Annotated in this window: 13 protein-coding genes; 4 read left to right on the top strand and 9 right to left on the bottom strand. The window is 71.6% G+C overall.

Annotated features, from left to right (window positions below; translation table 11 throughout):
* Positions 1 to 89: 89 nt before the first annotated feature.
* Positions 90 to 887 carry a metallophosphoesterase gene (locus ACIPSJ_RS06415; RefSeq protein WP_359209510.1) on the bottom strand — a complete coding sequence of 266 codons (798 nt, stop codon included), beginning with the start codon at positions 885 to 887 and terminating at the stop codon, positions 90 to 92.
* A gap of 316 nt (positions 888 to 1,203) precedes the next feature.
* Here ACIPSJ_RS06415 and ACIPSJ_RS06410 point away from each other — a divergent pair, with 316 nt between their 5' ends.
* Positions 1,204 to 3,000, top strand: a complete 1,797-nt coding sequence (locus ACIPSJ_RS06410; RefSeq protein WP_365680280.1) for an AMP-dependent synthetase/ligase — start codon at positions 1,204 to 1,206, stop codon at positions 2,998 to 3,000.
* Between the two features lie 25 nt (positions 3,001 to 3,025).
* Here ACIPSJ_RS06410 and ACIPSJ_RS06405 read toward each other — a convergent pair whose 3' ends face one another.
* Both ACIPSJ_RS06405 and ACIPSJ_RS06400 read right to left on the bottom strand, forming a co-directional pair.
* Positions 3,026 to 4,609, bottom strand: a complete 1,584-nt coding sequence (locus tag ACIPSJ_RS06405) for a GMC oxidoreductase (protein ID WP_365681021.1) — start codon at positions 4,607 to 4,609, stop codon at positions 3,026 to 3,028.
* Between the two features lie 127 nt (positions 4,610 to 4,736).
* Entirely contained in the window at positions 4,737 to 5,879 is a 1,143-nt protein-coding gene (locus tag ACIPSJ_RS06400) for a glycosyltransferase family 4 protein (RefSeq protein ID WP_401344001.1), read from the bottom strand.
* A 110-nt stretch (positions 5,880 to 5,989) separates the two neighbouring features.
* Here ACIPSJ_RS06400 and ACIPSJ_RS06395 point away from each other — a divergent pair, with 110 nt between their 5' ends.
* On the top strand, positions 5,990 to 7,225 hold the full coding sequence (locus ACIPSJ_RS06395; protein WP_401343998.1) for a glycosyltransferase 87 family protein: 1,236 nt from the start codon (positions 5,990 to 5,992) through the stop codon (positions 7,223 to 7,225).
* Between the two features lie 21 nt (positions 7,226 to 7,246).
* Here ACIPSJ_RS06395 and ACIPSJ_RS06390 read toward each other — a convergent pair whose 3' ends face one another.
* The 5 genes from ACIPSJ_RS06390 to ACIPSJ_RS06370 form a co-directional block, all read right to left on the bottom strand.
* Entirely contained in the window at positions 7,247 to 8,443 is a 1,197-nt protein-coding gene (locus ACIPSJ_RS06390) for a hypothetical protein (protein ID WP_359209501.1), read from the bottom strand.
* 30 nt (positions 8,444 to 8,473) lie between these two features.
* A complete protein-coding gene (locus ACIPSJ_RS06385; protein WP_401343995.1) occupies positions 8,474 to 9,484 on the bottom strand; it encodes an NlpC/P60 family protein in 1,011 nt (336 codons plus the stop codon).
* 435 nt (positions 9,485 to 9,919) lie between these two features.
* Entirely contained in the window at positions 9,920 to 10,954 is a 1,035-nt protein-coding gene (locus ACIPSJ_RS06380; protein WP_401343992.1) for an NlpC/P60 family protein, read from the bottom strand.
* A 211-nt stretch (positions 10,955 to 11,165) separates the two neighbouring features.
* Complete coding sequence (locus ACIPSJ_RS06375; protein ID WP_359209493.1) at positions 11,166 to 12,509, bottom strand: NYN domain-containing protein; 1,344 nt, start codon at positions 12,507 to 12,509, stop codon at positions 11,166 to 11,168.
* Positions 12,510 to 12,548: 39 nt separating this feature from the next.
* On the bottom strand, positions 12,549 to 12,788 hold the full coding sequence (locus tag ACIPSJ_RS06370; RefSeq protein ID WP_207821641.1) for a hypothetical protein: 240 nt from the start codon (positions 12,786 to 12,788) through the stop codon (positions 12,549 to 12,551).
* Positions 12,789 to 13,156: 368 nt separating this feature from the next.
* Between ACIPSJ_RS06370 and ACIPSJ_RS06365 the strand changes: the two genes are divergently transcribed.
* Positions 13,157 to 13,900: a rhomboid family intramembrane serine protease gene (locus ACIPSJ_RS06365; RefSeq protein ID WP_359209490.1), complete on the top strand. Its 744-nt coding sequence runs from the start codon at positions 13,157 to 13,159 to the stop codon at positions 13,898 to 13,900.
* Positions 13,897 to 14,178, top strand: a complete 282-nt coding sequence (locus tag ACIPSJ_RS06360) for an Lrp/AsnC ligand binding domain-containing protein (RefSeq protein WP_355723363.1) — start codon at positions 13,897 to 13,899, stop codon at positions 14,176 to 14,178. Before ACIPSJ_RS06365 ends, ACIPSJ_RS06360 begins: the two co-directional genes overlap by 4 nt.
* A 36-nt stretch (positions 14,179 to 14,214) precedes the next feature.
* Here the strand turns inward: ACIPSJ_RS06360 and ACIPSJ_RS06355 are convergent, their stop codons facing one another.
* Positions 14,215 to 16,362: a PQQ-binding-like beta-propeller repeat protein gene (locus ACIPSJ_RS06355; protein WP_401343986.1), complete on the bottom strand. Its 2,148-nt coding sequence runs from the start codon at positions 16,360 to 16,362 to the stop codon at positions 14,215 to 14,217.
* Positions 16,363 to 16,368 lie beyond the last annotated feature (6 nt).

The raw sequence follows: 16,368 nt of genomic DNA, 5'->3' as shown, positions 1-16,368 counted from the left end.
GAAAGGGGTCGCCGCACGCGTGCGCACGCGTGTGCAGCGTGAAGGCTACCGCGCGTCCGACCAGCCGACTTCACCGCCGTCCGCGGTCGTCACCATTCCAGCGCCCAGGGCCGTCCCGTACCGGCGAAGTGCCCGACGTTCACGCACTCGGTGACGCCGATCCGCATCCGCTTCACCAGCGGCTGGTGGACATGTCCGAAGAGCGAATAGCGGGGGCGGGTGCGGCGGATGGCGTCCAGCAGCGCCCGGCTGCCCCGTTCGAAACGGCGCGCGACGGTGTCGTACACCAACTCCGGCACCTCCGGCGGGATGTGCGTGCAGAGCACGTCGACCTCGCCGACCGCCTCGATCTTCGCCGCGTACTCCTCGTCGGAGATCTCGTAGGGGGTGCGCATCGGCGTCCGCAGTCCCCCGCCGACGAAGCCGAACACCCACCCGCCGATCTCGACCCGCTGCCCGTCCAGGACCGTGGTGCCCGGTGCGGCGTACTCCGGCCACAGCGGCGGCATGTCGACATTGCCGTAGGTCGCGTACGTCGGTGCCGGGAAGGCCGCGAACATCTCGGCGTACTGCTTGCGCACCGCCTTCTCGATGGCGGTCGCGCGGTCCGTGCCGATGCCGCCCCAGAGCCGGGCGCCCAGTTCCCGTGCCTCCTCGAAGCGGCGGGCGGTGCGGAGTTCTACGAGGCGGTCGGCGTTCTCGACGCCGAACAGGTCGGGGAAGATGCCACGGGAGTGGTCGGCGTAGTCGAGGAAGAGGACGAGGTCGCCGAGACAGATCAGGGCGTCGGCGCCGTCGCCGGCTCTGGCCAGGTCACGGACGTTGCCGTGCACGTCGCTGACCACGTGGACGCGGGTCCTTCGGGGGCCGGTGGGTGTGGCTGCCATGGTGATCAAGGGTAGGCCTGTGCGGCATACGTGAACAGGCGGTGGGCGGAGCTGCGGTTACTGGTCAGTCACTAAAGGGGTGGACTACCGTACGCGAAGGAACACCAACCTGTGTGACGCACCGAACATCTCGCCGGGACCCCCTGTCGAAGAAGCCATACCGGCGGGTAACGTCCGGGCAGTCCAGTCGTGCTCAGGATTTCAACCAACGGATCAAGTGGCCCGTGGGTGAGCCCTGAGCACCTGCCCGAGCCTTGGACCGCACCGTCGCATCGCACAACGTCGTGGCGTCGGCGCCCTATGAGGAGCAGCAGTCTTGCGCGAGTTCAGCCTTCCGGCTTTGTACGAGGTCCCCGCGGACGGCAATCTGACCGACATCGTCCGCAGAAACGCCGCGCAGCATCCCGACGTAGCCGTCATGGCCCGCAAGGTCGGGGGTGTGTGGACGGACGTGACCGCCACCACCTTCCTGGCCGAGGTGCACGCGGCCGCCAAGGGCCTCATCGCCTCCGGCATCCAGCCGGGCGACCGGGTCGGCCTGATGTCCCGCACCCGCTACGAGTGGACGCTCCTCGACTTCGCGATCTGGAGCGCCGGCGCGGTCACCGTGCCGGTGTACGAGACCAGCTCGCCGGAGCAGGTGCAGTGGATCCTCAGCGACTCCGGCGCCACCGCCTGCATCGTGGAGCTCGACGGGCACACGGCCGCCGTCGAGTCGGTGCGCGAGACGCTGCCCGCCCTCAAGCACGTCTGGCAGATCGAGGCCGGCGCCCTGGAGGAGCTCGGCAGACTCGGCCAGGGTGTCACCGACGCCACCGTCGACGAGCGCAGCTCGCAGGCGAAGGCGGACGACCCGGCGACCATCGTCTACACCAGCGGCACCACCGGGCGTCCCAAGGGCTGTGTGCTCACCCACCGCAGCTTCTTCGCCGAGTGCGGCAACATCGTGGAGCGGCTGCGTCCGCTGTTCCGCACCGGCGAGTGTTCGGTCCTGCTCTTCCTCCCGCTCGCGCACGTCTTCGGCCGGCTGGTCCAGATCGCCCCGATGATGGCGCCGATCAAGCTGGGCTGCGTCCCGGACATCAAGAACCTCACCGACGAACTGGCCGCCTTCCGGCCGACGCTGGTCCTCGGCGTCCCGCGCGTCTTCGAGAAGGTCTACAACTCGGCGCGCGCCAAGGCGCAGGCGGACGGCAAGGGCAAGATCTTCGACAAGGCCGCGGACACCGCGATCGTGTACAGCAAGGCGCTGGACACCCCGTCCGGCCCGTCGCTCGGCCTGAAGATCAAACACAAGACCTTCGACAAGCTCGTCTACAGCAAGCTGCGCGCGGTGCTCGGCGGCAAGGGCGAGTACGCGATCTCCGGCGGCGCCCCGCTCGGTGAGCGCCTCGGCCACTTCTTCCGCGGTATCGGCTTCACGGTCCTGGAGGGCTACGGCCTCACCGAGTCCTGCGCGGCGACCGCGTTCAACCCCTGGGACCGCCAGAAGATCGGCACGGTCGGCCAGCCGCTGCCCGGCTCGGTCATCCGCATCGCGGACGACGGCGAGGTGCTGCTGCACGGCGAGCACCTGTTCAAGGGCTACTGGAACAACGAGGCCGCGACCGCCGAGGCGCTTGCCGACGGCTGGTTCCACACCGGGGACATCGGCACCCTGGACGAGGACGGCTACCTCAGGATCACCGGCCGCAAGAAGGAGATCATCGTCACCGCGGGCGGCAAGAACGTCGCCCCGGCCGTGATCGAGGACCGGATCCGCGCGCACGCGCTGGTCGCGGAGTGCATGGTGGTGGGCGACGGGCGGCCGTTCGTGGGCGCGCTGGTCACCATCGACGAGGAGTTCCTGGGCCGCTGGGCGGCCGACCACGGCAAGCCGGCGGGTGCCACCGCGGCGTCGCTGCGTGACGACCCGGATCTGATCGCTGCGATCCAGGCCGCTGTCGACGACGGCAACGCCGCGGTGTCGAAGGCGGAATCGGTGCGGAAGTTCCGCATTCTGTCCTCCCAGTTCTCGGAGGAGTCGGGCCACCTGACGCCGTCCCTGAAGCTCAAGCGCAATGTGGTGGCGAAGGACTACGCGGACGAGATCGAGGCCATCTACCAGAAGTAGCGGGCCCCTTGAGGTACTTGGCGGCTCAGAAGTCCTCGGCGAGGACCCGTTCCATCGTCCGCTCGGCGAGCGCGGTGATGGTGACGAACGGGTTCACGCCGATGTTCCCGGGCACCAGCGAGCCGTCCGTGACGTACAGCTTCGAATACCCCTTCACCCGGCCGTAGTTGTCGGTCGCCTGGCCCAGTACGCAGCCGCCCAGCGGGTGGTAGCAGAAGTCGTCGGCGAACACCTTGCTGCTCGACCCGAACAGGTCGTACCGGTAGATCGTCGCGTTGGCCGCGTTGATCCGGTCGAACAGCTTCTTGGCCATGGCGACCGAGACCGCGCTCTGCGCCGCGGTCCAGCCGAGCTTCACCCCGCCGCTCGCCGAGTCGTAGGTGAAGGAGGCCCGTTGGGGGTTCTTGGTGATCGCCAGGTACAGGCTCACCCAGGTCTCGAAGCCGATGGGCAGCGGGGCGATCTCCGCGAAGACCGGGTTGTCGGTGTTGGCCCAGTCGTCGATGCCCATGACCGGCATGGTGGCCTGGTTGGCGCCGGTGGTGTCCCAGATGTGGTTGGCGCGCCCGACCATGGTGTTGCCGTTGGTGCTCCAGCCGCCCCCCACGCTGGAGTTGAGCGCGGGCAGCGCACCGGTGTCCCGGGCCCGGACGAGCAGCTCGGTGGTCCCGAGGCTGCCACCGCCCAGGAACAGATAGGTGCAGCTGTACTGCTTGCTCTCGACGACGTTCCCACTGGTGTCGATCCGGTCGACGCCCAGCAGGTACGACCCGTCGCTCGCCCGCGTGACGGACTTGACCCGCTCCAGGGTGTGGATGGTGACGTTGCCGGTGCCGAGGGCGGCGGCCAGGTAGGTCTTGTCGAGGCTCTTCTTTCCGTAGTTGTTGCCGTAGATGACCTCCTGGGCGAGCGCGGACTTGGTGGCGGTGCCGGCGGCCTCCTGCTGCATGTACCCGAAGTCGTAGACGTTGGGCACGAAGGTGGTCTTGAGCCCGGTGTTGGTGGCGGCCTTCCGGGACGTCCGGGTGAACTGGTACCACTCGGTCGACTCGAACCAGGTGGCGTCCACGGTGTTGACGCCGAGCATGGTGCGGGCGCGCGGGAAGTACGTGCTGTACATCGCGCTCGCGTCCACGGTCGGGAACTGCTCGGTGAAGTACGACTGGAGCGGGGTCACCGCCATCCCCCCGTTGACCAGGGACCCGCCCCCGACACCCCGTCCGACGTAGACGGACATGTTGTCGTAGTGCACGCGGTCGAGCACGCCCGCGTAGGAGGGGATGTCCTTGTTGACGACGTCCAGCCAGAGGAAGGTGGCGAGCGGGGCCTCCGTGCGGGTCTTGAACCACATGGATCGCTTGTCCGGGGCGGCGGTGGAACAGAAGATCTTGCCGTCGGAGCCGGCCGTGTTCCACAGCTGGCCCATCTCGATCATGAGGGTCCGTACGCCCGCCTGGCCGAGCCGGAGCGCGGCCACGGCCCCGCCGTACCCGGAGCCGACCACGATGGCCGGGGCGCTGTCGACGGCGGCGGCCTCCTCGGCGGCCTGCGCCGACTGGAGGCCGATACGGGTGAGACCGGCCGCGGCGGCGGTCTGGAGGGCGATCATGCCCAGTATGTGACGTCTCGTCAGCTGACGCTGCATCAGTTTTACTGTCATGCGCGCAGCATGTGCGGATTTTCGGGTTCCGCCTAGAGGTACGACGACGTTTGCCGCAAGCCCTTGAAACAGACTTTTACAGAAGCTCCCTCAGCCGCTCCGCGAGGAGATCCCACCGCCACCGCTCCTCGACCCACGACCGCCCCCGCTCCCCCATCCGCCGGCGCAGCTCGGCATCCCCCAGGAGCACGACGATCCGCTCGGCGGCCTCCTCCACCGAACCGCCCCGCACGACCCACCCGGTCTCCCCGTCGAGCACCGCGTCCGGCGCCCCGCCCGAGTCCCCCGCCACCACCGGCAGGCCCGTCGCCGAGGCCTCCAGATACACGATCCCGAGCCCCTCCACGTCCAGCCCGCCCCGCCGCGTCCGGCACGGCATCGCGAACACGTCCCCCGCACCGAAGTGGGCCGGCAGCTCGGCCCACGGCACGGCTCCCGTGAACCGCACCGACGCCTCGACCCCGGTCTCCCTCGCGAGGCGCCGCAGCTCACCCTCGTACGGCCCGCCCCCCACGATCAGCAGCACCGCGTCCGGCTCGGCGGCCAGGATCAGCGGCATCGCGAGGATCAGCGTGTCCTGCCCCTTGCGCGGCACCAGCCGTGACACGCAGACCACCACCGGCCGGTCGGTGAGCCCCAGCCGGGCCCGCACCGCCGCGCCCCCCGAGCCGGGATGGAAGACCTTCTCGTCCACCCCCGGCGGCAGCTGCACCATCCGCCCGGCCGCCGCCGGACTGAGCGCGCCCGCGATCCGGGACCGCGTGTACTCGCCGAGATAGGTGATCGTGTCCGTCGCCTCGCCGATCCGCCCGAGCAGCTGCCGCGCGGCGGGCAGCTGCGCCCACCCCGCCTCGTGCCCGTGGGTGGTGGCGACCAGCCGCCGCGCCCCGGCCTTCCGCAGCGCCGGCGCCATCAGCCCGAGCGGGGCCGCCGCCCCGAACCACACGGAGGTGCACCCGTGCTCCCGGAGCAGCCCGGCCGCCGTCCGGGTGGCCCCGGGCGTGGGCAGCAGCATCGTCGTACGATCGCGTACGACGGTGAAGGGCTGCTCCGCGTCGAACGCGCGGGTGGCCTCGACGCCCTCCCGGCTCCGCTTCCACGTGGACGCGTAGACCACCAGCCGCCCGGGGTCCAGGCGCAGCGCCATGTTGTGCAGGAAGGCCTGGATGCCTCCGGGCCGGGGCGGGAAGTCATTGGTCACGACGAGGGTCTTGTCCATCGGCGCCGACCCTACCCGCACAGGGTGTTCGGCCGTGCTTCATGGCCCCCGCACAGGCCGGCGGGGGATCATGTGGCGCACGCGCAGACAGGCGACGGACAGGGGACCGGGTGGACAGGACGGGCGTACGGCGTGCCCTCGCGTTGCTGCTGCTCACCTGGGGGGCCAGCCGTCTGGTGCTGCTGCTGTTCGTGCTGAAGGTGTTCGTCTTCCCGGGCGCGGACGTGACGACCGACGTGTCGGTGATCTACCAGGGCTGGTACGAGGTCCTGCGGCACGGAACGTTTCCCCTGGACGACGTCACCTGGCAGTACCCGCCCGCGGCCGCCCTGGCGATCCTCGCCCCCGCGCTGCTGCCCTTCCTGGACTACCCGACCGCCTTCTTCGTGCTGGCCTTCCTGGCCGACCTGGTGGTCCTCTCCCTCCTCCTCTACGCGGGCCTGCGCCCCGGCCGCACCCTGCGCGGTGCCTGGGTCTGGGTGATCGGCGTCCCGCTGCTCGGCCCGACCGTCTACTCCCGCTACGACCTGCTGGTCACCGCCGTCGCCGTGGCCGCGCTGCTCGCCGGGTCCCGGCACCCCCGGCTCATGGGCGCGCTGGCGGGCTTCGGGGCGATGGTGAAGGTGTGGCCGGCGCTGTTGCTGCTGGGAGCCGTACGGCGGCGGGCCTGGGCCGCGGCGGCGCTCACGGCGGCCGGGGTCGGCGCGCTGTTCGCGGTGGCCATGCCCGGCGCGTTCGCCTTCCTGACCTTCCAGCGGGACCGGGGCACAGAGGTGGAGTCGCTGGGCGCGCTGGTCCTCCATGTCGCCCGGCACTACGGCTGGCACGGCGAGGTGCTGCTCAACTACGGCTCGATCGAGTTCCTGGGCCCGCAGGTGAAGGCGGTGAGCACGGCGGCCCTGCTGCTGACCGCGCTCGCGTTCGGCTGGCTGCTGCTGTGGCGGCTGTCGGCGGTCCGTTTCCGGTCCCACACGCCGGCGGACGCCGCCTTCACCGCCGTCCTGATGTTCACGGTCACCAGCCGCGTGATCAGCCCGCAGTACCTGGTGTGGCTGGTGGGCCTGGCCGCGGTCTGCCTCTGCTTCCGGGCCGGCCGGATGACCTGGCCGGCGGTGCTGGTCCTGCTGGCGACCTTCGTGACGGTCCTGGAGTTCCCGGTCGGCTTCTCGCACGTCGTGGTGAGCGACTGGTACGGCATCACCCTGCTGGCGCTGCGCAACGGCCTCCTCGTCGCGGCGACGGTATGGGCGGCCCGGGTGCTGTGGCGCTCCACGGTGACCGAGGCCCCGGAGACCCGGCTGCCCGCCCAGGCCTCCCGCTCCGAGGAGACCCCGGTCTCCTCCTGACTCCGGCCCCGGGCGGCCGGGTCAGTCGCCGAGCTGCTCGCCCAGGTACGCCCGCCACCGCTCGGTGAAGGCCGGCAGGGTCGTGCCGAGTTCCTTCCGCAGCGCGTCCTCGACGGCGCCCTCGCGGCCCTGGTGCGCGCCCACGGCCCGGTAGAAGGCGCCCAGCCGCTCCTCGCCCCAGTGGGCGGCGATCATCCGGCAGGCCAGCCAGCCGCCCTCGTAGGCCTCGGCCAGCTTGGTGGGGTCGTCGGTGAAGCCGAAATCCTGGTCGGCGGGGAGGTCCTCGGGGACCTCGCCGGACTGGACGGCGCGGGTGAGTTCGGGGGCCGCCTCGGTGGGGGTACGGCCGGTGTCGAGATAGCCGATCCAGTCGGCGTAGCCCTCGGAGAGCCAGAGCGGGGTGGCGGCCGTGGTGTGGGCGCGGGTGGCGACGTGGGTGGTCTCGTGCGTCAGCACCACCTGTCTGCCGACCGAGCCGAGGACGGCGTACGCCTCCGGGTTGAGGATGACCCGGTCCGCCGGGGTCTTGCCGGAGCCTCCGGCCTCGCCCGTGGTGACGGCGGCGATGCCCCGGTAGTTGGCGGCGGGGGCGCCGAGCAGGCCCGCCATGCCGTTCAGCGACGCGGGTACGAGCAGGACCACCCGCTCGGTCCAGTCCGTGCCCCAGACCTTGGAGACCTCGGGGACGGCGGTGTCCGCGAGGCGCGCGTAGCCGTGCAAGGTGTCCTCGGACTGGCCGACGCCGAGGACCAGGCTGTGGGCGCCCTTGACGGCGGTCACCGTGCCCTGGTCCCAGAGTTGCTGGCCGGCCTTCTTGGCGGGCTTGTCGTATGTGACATACCACCGGCCGTCGGCGGTGCGGTCGAGCGTGAGGGTGCGGTCGGTCGTGACCGGCGCCTTGTCGTAGCCCTGGATCCGGTAGCGCAGTTGCGCCTGGGCGGTGGCCTCGGCGCCGTCGCGGTGCACGGCGGTGACCCGGTAGCCCCACTCCGCGAGCGGTACGGCCCGCAGAGCGGCGTAGGAGGCGCGGGTGCCGGTCTCGCCGTACGCCTGCTCGTCGTGGCCCAGTACGGCGGCCGCGCGCCGGTCGAGGACCTGCTGCACCTCGGCCCTCGCCGTGCCGGTCGCCGTCCGTCCGCCGCCGCATCCCGTCAGCGGCAGGAGCAGCAGGCAGAGCCCCACCGCTCCTGAGCGCCACGCCCGTCCGCCACCAGCCACTTTCCGATCGTACGGGGCGGGGCCCGGAAGTCAGGGCCTGGTGACGGAGGAGACCGGCATCATTCCGACCGGGTCGTAGCGGACCGGGGCGCCCGGGTAGGGGGCGTGGATGACCTGGCCGTGGCCGACGTACATGGCCACATGGCTGGCGTCGGAGCGGTAGACGACCAGGTCACCGGGTTGCGCCTGGGAGAGCGGGACCTGGTGGCCGGCGTAGCGCTGCTCCTGCGAGGTGCGCGGGAGGTGGATCCCGGCGTGCGCGTACGACCACTGCATCAGGCCCGAGCAGTCGAAGCCGGAGGGGCCGTTGGCGCCCCACACGTACGGCCTGCCGAGGGCGGCGCGGGCGGCGGCGATCGCGGCGGCGGCACGGCCGTTGGGTGCGGCGACGCCGGAGAGGTCGGCGCGGTCGTCGCCGCGGGAGGCGTGTTCGAAGGCGGCGCGGTCGGCGGCGGGCATCCCGTCGAGGATCTGCCGGGCCCTGGCGAGCTTCTTCTCCACGGTGGCCTTGTGGGAGGCGACGGCCTTGCGGCTGCGTTCCAGCTCGGCGAGTTTCCCGGCGGTCTCGGCGCGCTCCTGGGCGAGTTCGCGCATCGCCGCCTGGAGTTCCCTGAGCTGCCCTGCCTGGCGGACGTCGATGCGGTCGATCAGGGAAGCCCGGTCGAGGTAGTCCTGGGGGTCGTCGGAGAACAGCAGGGCCACGGTGGGGTCGATGCCGCCGGAGCGGTACTGGGCGCCGGCGAGCGAACCGAGCGCCTCCCGCATGGTGTTGATGCGCTGCTGCTGGCGGGCGATGCGGTCCTGGGAGTCGTTGACCTCGCGGCGCAGCGCGTCGGCCTTCTCGTCGGCCTTGTTGTAGGCCTCGGTCGCCTCCTCGGCCTGCTGGTACAGCCGGTCCACCTCGGCGCGGCCGTCCGGGTGCGGGGCGGCGCTCGCCGGTACGGCGCCGAGCGCGGCGGCCGCGGCCGACAGCACGCAGAGGGCGGCACCTGCGCCCCGGTTGAACCCGGACGACGATGCGAGACGGCGATGAAACCCCACAGGAAACGGCACCCCTTCCGTTTGTCGGACGCCGACGGTCTCCCCCGGGTACAGGGGGGAAACGCGCCAGACATTGACGCCCTCCCCCGCCCGAAGGCGGGGAATTCCGGTCCGCATCGCGCTGCGATGCCACCACGGGTTCCTGTTTCACAGGCCGCCGCCAACCCGGGTGGGCTGGTCCTACGCGGCCTCCGCAGGCGTGACTTTCCGCCCGTCCGGCGGTAGGTCCGACAACTCGGTCGCCGAACGCGGCGATGCTAGCCATACGACCGGCCCACGGCCAAAGACCTCCACGGCCACGCAAACGTCACGCCCCGCCGCTGACGCAGGTCACCGGCGGGGCGTGGAGTCAGTATGGGGTGCCGCGATTCGCCCGTTCGGGCGCAACGTGGAGTTGATCTTCGGCCGTACGGGTGTCCGCTTAACCGGATGGGGTCAGATCCGGACGCCGAACTCGAACGTCATGTTGCTGATCGCCTCGTAGCGGACCACTGCGCCGGTGTGCGGGGCGTGCAGCACCTGGCCGTTGCCGGCGTAGAGGCCGACGTGGTGGTAGTCGCCGTAGAAGATGACCAGGTCGCCGACCTTGAGGTCGCTCTGGCTGTAGATGCGGGTGCCGGCGTTGGCCTGGGCCTCGGAGGTGCGCGGGATGGTGACGCCGGCCTGGGCGTAGGCCCAGGAGGTCAGGCCCGAGCAGTCGAACGAGGAGGGTCCGGAGGCGCCGTAGACGTAGGGCGAGCCGATCACGGACTGGGCGGCGGCGAAGGCGGCGGCGGCCCGGCTGGAGGCGGAGCCGGTGTTGCCGAGGTCCACGCGGGAGGAGGCGCGGCTGGCGGCCTGGGCCTGCTCGGCGTCGAGCGCGGCCTTCTCCTTGGCCGTCAGGGTGTTGAGCAGCTTCTGCGCGTCGGCGAGCTTGGACTGGACGGCGCTCTTCTGCTTGGCCAGCTCGGTGCGGGTGGCGGAGAGGTCCTTGAGCTTGTCAGTGGCCTCTGCCCGCTCCTGGGCGAGTTCGCGCTGTTTGTCCTGAATCTTCTTGAGGGCCTCGACCTGCTGGCTGCTCAACTGGTCGAGCGTGGAGGCCTTGTCGAGGTAGTCGTCCGGGTCGGACGAGAGGAAGAGCTGGACGGACGGGTCTATGCCGCCCGAGCGGTACTGCGCGGTCGCCATCGAACCGAGGCTGTCCCGCAGCTTGTTGAGGTCCTCCTGACCACGGGCCACGTTGTCCTGGATCGTGGAGATCTCCTTCTGCAGCTTCTGCTGCTTCTCCTTGGCCCCGTCCAGCTTCTCGGTGGCCTGCTCGGCCTCCTCGTAGAGCTTGTCGACCTTGGCCTTGACCTCGCCCTTGCTCAGCTTCTCGCTGGGCGCCGCGTTGGCGGCGTTGGCGCTGAGGACTACGGCTGCGGCCGCCGCGGTGGTGAGCACGGTCACGCGCGCACGGCTCGGCTGCTTGGGTCGACGATGGGACGCCACGGAGACGGGCTCCTTCGTTTGAGTGATCACCCGTGTGGAGGTTCGAGCCCAGACCCTAGTGACCCTCCTGTGATCAGTTCAAATCCCAACAGCCAAAAATCTGGTCACGCAACACACTCTTTGCACATAACTAACGTCCCGTGATGCTCGATTGACCCTACGTTGCGTGACGATCCGGCCAATTCGGGCATTGCACATGCAGGTTGAATGTTCAGGACAGTCGCTTCAGAAGCATCGCAGAAGCCACCGGACGGGCACCGGCCCGCGCGACCCCGTCGGCGACCTCGCGGTCGGTCGAGGCGACGATCACCGGGCGGCCCGGCGGCTCGGCGCGCACCAGCTGGCGGATCAGCTCGTCCGCCGTGACCCCGGGCTTCGAGAAGAGCACCCTGACCCCGCGCGGCGGGGCGAGCAGCACCGGGGCGGCCAGTTCCGCGCCGTCGAAGACACAGGTGACCTCGGCGCCGGTCTGCGCGGCGAGCTGGGAGAGCTGGCCGAGCAGCCGCAGCCGCTGCTTCTCCAACGGCATCTGCGGATAGCCGGTCTTGGTCACGTTGTAGCCGTCGACGACCAGGTGCGCCTGCGGCAGGGCGAGCAGCTGGTCGAGGACGGCCGGGTCGTGCTCGGACAGCGCCCGGGCGGCGATGTCCTTCGGCGTCATCCGCCCCGGCTCGACCGCGTCCACCGTGTCGGCGGGACGCAGCGACACCGGCGGCAGGGCCAGCTCCCGGCGCAGCCCCTGGGCCGCGTCCAGGACGGTGTCGAGCAGCAGCCGCAGCCGCATGTCCTCGACGCTGCGTCCCTCGCGGGCGGCCCGGCGGCTGGCCTCCAGGGCGGCCTCCACCTCGCCGAGCCGGGCCTTCAGCCGCCGGCTCTCGCTCTCGGCGGCGGACACGTGCGCCTGCCCCTCGGCCCGCCCGGCCTCCATCTCGGCCTGCAGCTTGCGCAGGGCGGCCTCGCCCCGCTTGACGTCACTGAGGGCCGCCCGCAGCTTGCGGTGAAGCGATTCCGCTTCCTTCTTCGCCGTCTCCAGCTCCGTGCGCAGCCGCTCCGTCTCGCCACGGGTCTGCTCCCGGGCCCGGTCCAGCTCCTCGCGCAGCCGCTCCAGCTCGGCGCGGCTCTCCTCGTCGGCCCGCTCGGCGTCGGCCCGCAGGGCCTCCTCGCCGGCCGCCGTCACGAGCTTCACCCAGCCTGTGGGGCGCAGTACATAGGCCGCGGCCGCCACATCGAGCGGGTCCGCGGCCGGGGGCGGGGAGCCGGAGTCCAGGGCGCCGGCCAGTTCCGGCTGGGCCTCTCTCAGCTTCTCCCCGATCCGCTGCCGGAAGAGGGTGTCGGTCTCCAGCGCGGCCGCCATGGCGTTCCCGGCGAACTTGGCCCGCCGGTTGGGGGCGAACCGGGCGTACTGCCGCAGCTGTGCGGGCAGTTCGGCCATCGTCAGCCCGCCGAAGCCGTCCGACACGATCTGTACGACCCGCCGCCGCACGCCGTCGGGCAACGGACGGTCAAGCACCTCGGCGGTGCCGTCGCCCGGCCCCCCGCCTGTGGTCTCCACCATCCGTCACACCCCATCACCTGTTGGGGCCGCCTCCCGGTCTCAGGAGTCGGCACCCGGCCTGTCCACGAGTTCCACCTGGTCCACCGCGTTGCACCAGCGGCAGCGCACCGACTCGATGGTCTCACTGACCACCTCGCGCTCCTCGACCTTGGGCTCTCCGGCCAGGTCGAGGTGGAGGTACTCCACGACCTTCGACGAGCGGGTCACGTCGAAGCGCGTGAGGTTGCCGCAGAGGGTGCAGCGCCACCGCGTCGTGGCAGTCGGCAGGGGAACCGTCATCGTGGCTTGTTCGCTTCCTTCTAGTGTCCGTGACGCGCCGTCCTGACGCGTGTGGCTCGTTACCCTACGGCCTGGCGGGTACTCGACGCCGCCCTGTCCCCAGGGCCTGTCCGGCGGATCCTGTCGGAGACGCGGGGTACGGCACGCACATCTGCCGCGTTGTCGTCACTCGCCGACGTCCCCCAGCCTTCGGCCGGGAGGTGCCCCCACCGCGTCGACTCCCTCCTCCGCCTTGCAGCTGCACGCACCATACCCCGCTCACCTGCGCTAATAAGCTCCGCAGCTTTCCTCCGACCTGATCCGCCGGACAGGCCCTGGCGGCGAGGCGATCTGCACCACTGCGTCCCGTTACGCCATGCTCTATGTCCATGATCGGCAACCGGAACACGACGGCCGCCCGGACCCTGCGGAGCCTGAGGGGCACGTCGGCGCCCATGACGTACACGCTGATCGCGGTGTGCTGCCTGATCTTCCTGCTCGGCCCCGGCTCCGGCTTCACGCCGTCCTACGGCACCGGGGACGCCCTGGCGGCGGCGCAGCGGGCGTACTTCCGGCGCTGGGGCGTGGTCCCCGCCGACCTGTTCGACGGCCCGGCGCGGGAGGCGCTCACCCCGGCCACGGCGCTGTTCATCCACGGCAGCTGGGTGCACCTGCTCGGCAACATGCTCTTCCTCTTCGTCTTCGGGGCGATGACCGAGGAGCGGATGGGCCGCGTGGAGTTCACCCTCTTCTACCTCGGCTGCGGCTATCTCGCGCTGCTCGGCTACGCGGCCGCCAACGCCTCGTCCCAGCAGTCGCTGGTGGGGGCGTCCGGGGCGATCTCGGCGGTCCTCGGAGCGTTCCTGTACCTGTTCCCCAGCGCCCGCGTGACCAGTCTTCTCCCTTTCCTCTTGTTCCTGCCCCTGCGCTTCCCGGCCTGGGTGGTGCTCCCCTTCTGGGCGGCCCTGCAGTGGCTCGCCCTGGGCCAGGCCCCCGCCGGCCCCGGCGTCGCCTACCTCGCCCACCTGGTCGGCTTCGGACTCGGCTTCGGGTACGCGTGGGTCCGGTACGGCCGTACGACTAAAGTGAGGACCGCCCCAGCCCCGGCACCCGAGGGAGAGAACCAGCCGTGATCACCGCGATCGTCCTCATCAAGACCAGCGTGGACCGGATCCCCGAGATCGCGGAACAGATCGCCGCGCTGGAGAGCGTCAGCGAGGTCTTCTCCGTCACCGGCACGTACGACCTGATCGCCATGGTCCGGGTACAGCAGCACGAGGACCTCGCCGAGGTCATCCCCGGCCGCATCAGCAAGATCCCCGGCGTGGAGGGCACCGACACGCACGTCGCGTTCCGCACGTACTCCCAGCACGACCTGGAAGCGGCGTTCGCGATCGGCCTGGACAGCTGACCCCTCAGCCCTTCAGCCCCTCAGTCCTTCAGCGCCTCAGTCCTTCAGGGCGAGGACGGTGATGCCGTCGGCGGTCGCGACGTAGATGCGGCCGTCGCGGACGACCGGGCTCTGGGTCCCGGTGGACACCCCGCCCTCGACCCGCTTCCGCCAGGTCCGTCCCCCCTTGCGGTTCAGGCCGAAGAGCGTCGAGCCCTGGCGCACGTAGAGCGTGCCGGCCGCGACCACGGGGTCGCCGTACTGGTTGCCGTCGGCGGTGAACGCGGACGCCCACGCCTTCGATCCGTCCCCGGGGTCCAGGGCCAGGATCTCGTAGTCGCTCGCGGTGACGGCCAGGCCGCCGAACGCCACGCTCGTGAAGTAGCGGCTGCCGCTCGGCAGGTCGTTCCCCGACTTGTGCCACAGCGGCTTGCCCGCGCGGCTGATGCCGTGCAGCATCTGCTCGCCGCCCGACCCGACCACCAGGACGTCCCCGACCAGCGTCGGCCGCCCGGTGTCGCTGCCGGCGGCCGTCGCCCACAGCCGCCGCCCGCTTTTCGCGTCCAGGGCGAGGAGCTGGTCGCCGAAGGTGCCGCAGTAGACCACGCCGTCCGCGGCCAGCGGCTCGCTGGTGGGCGCGGGGCCGGTCGGCATGTCCCAGGCCTTGGTGCCGTCGGAGGCGTAGGCACGCACCCCGCCCTTGTCCGCGGAGCCGTACGACACCAGGACCAGGCCGCCCGCGGCCACCGGCACCTGGCTGTCGCCGGCGACCGGCCTGGTCCAGCGCACCTTGCCGTTCCGGCCGAGGGCGCAGAGCCGGGTGGACCCCTCCCCGTTGTCGTACAGCAGGCAGTACACACCGTCGGCGGTGGCGAGCGGGGACATCACCGGCCCGCCCAGCCGGGTCGCCCAGACGGCGCGGCCGTACGGGTCCACGGCGTGCAGCGAGCCGTCCGCGCCGCCGACGTACACCAGCTTCCCGTCCGGGGACAGTGCCGCGCAGGGGCCGCGCCGCCCGCCCAGCCCCTGGACCTGGTACTGCCAGCCCGTCAGGGGAGCGCCCGACGCGGTCGTGCCCTTCTCCTCCCCCGACCCCGGCCGGCCCGTGCTCCCCGAGGAGCCCCGCAGCCACAGCCAGCCGCCGGCGCCCGCGGCCGCCACGGCCGCCGAACCGCCCGCCAGGCCCGCCAGCAGGCGGCGCCGGGAGGGCGCGGCGGGGCCCGGGGCGGCGGCCGGGGTGTCCGTGACCGTCACGGGCGCCATGTACTCGACCCGGCTGTCCCGCTCCCCCGAGCCGTGCTCCGGCATCCAGCGGGTGCCGTCGTCCGCGGTCCCGGGCAGGGTCGGGGCGCCGCCGGTGTACCACCCGGCCCGCAGTCCCGCGCGCAGACTGTCCGCCGTGTGCCCCACCGCCGCGACCACGTCGGCGGGCGTCGGCCGGGCGTCGGGGTCGTCGCGCAGGCACGCCTCCACTAGCGCCAGACGGTCCTTCGGCACGGCGGACAGGTCGACGTCCCCGGTCAGGATCCGCAGCAGAACGACCGAATCCTGCCCCTCGCCGAAGGGCTCCCGGCCGCCCGCCGCGTAGGCGAGGACCGCGCCGAGCGAGAAGACGTCACTGGCCGGCCCGACCTGGGCGCCGTTGCGGATCTGCTCGGGCGAGACGTAGCCGACGGACCCGACGATCACTCCGGTCCGGGTCAGTGCCGTCCCCTCCAGGGCCCGGACGATGCCGAAGTCGATGACCCGGGGGCCGTCCGGCGCCAGCAGGATGTTGGAGGGCTTGAGGTCCCGGTGGACCAGGCCCCCCGCGTGGATCGCGGCCAGCGCCTCGCCGAGCGCGGCCGCGAGCAGTCGTACCGCGTCCCCGGTCAGCGGGCCGCCGTCGAGGATCGCGTCCCGCAGGTTGGGGCCGTCCACGTACTCGGTGGCCATCCACGGCCGGTCCGCCTCGGTGTCCGCGTCCACCACCCGTGCGGTGTACGTGCCCGCCCCGCCGACCGTCCCCGCGGCCCGCACCTCGTGCCGGAACCGGGCCCGGAAGGTGCGGTCCTCCGCATGCTCGGCCCGCACCACCTTGACCGCGAGCCGGGGGCCGCCCCGGGCCTCGGCGAGGTAGACCTCGCCCATGCCTCCGGACCCGAGCCGGCCCAGGACCTGGTAGGGACCGATGGTCCGCGGGTCAGTCTCCCGCAGCTCCTGCACTCCGCG

The organism is Streptomyces sp. NPDC090088 (assembly GCF_044747345.1).
Taxonomy (GTDB): domain Bacteria; phylum Actinomycetota; class Actinomycetes; order Streptomycetales; family Streptomycetaceae; genus Streptomyces.
The sequence above is the reverse complement of the archived record's forward strand: the minus strand, read 5'-3'. Positions and strand labels throughout refer to the sequence as shown.

Excerpts from the sequence above, each read along its gene's own strand:
- ACIPSJ_RS06415 (WP_359209510.1), bottom strand. The coding sequence starts at position 887 with ATGGCAGCCACACCCACCGGCCCCCGAAGGACCCGCGTCCACGTGGTC.
- ACIPSJ_RS06405 (WP_365681021.1), bottom strand. The coding sequence starts at position 4,609 with ATGATCGCCCTCCAGACCGCCGCCGCGGCCGGTCTCACCCGTATCGGC.
- ACIPSJ_RS06400 (WP_401344001.1), bottom strand. The coding sequence starts at position 5,879 with ATGGACAAGACCCTCGTCGTGACCAATGACTTCCCGCCCCGGCCCGGA.
- ACIPSJ_RS06375 (WP_359209493.1), bottom strand. The coding sequence starts at position 12,509 with ATGGTGGAGACCACAGGCGGGGGGCCGGGCGACGGCACCGCCGAGGTG.
- ACIPSJ_RS06370 (WP_207821641.1), bottom strand. The coding sequence starts at position 12,788 with ATGACGGTTCCCCTGCCGACTGCCACGACGCGGTGGCGCTGCACCCTC.
- ACIPSJ_RS06365 (WP_359209490.1), top strand. The coding sequence starts at position 13,157 with ATGATCGGCAACCGGAACACGACGGCCGCCCGGACCCTGCGGAGCCTG.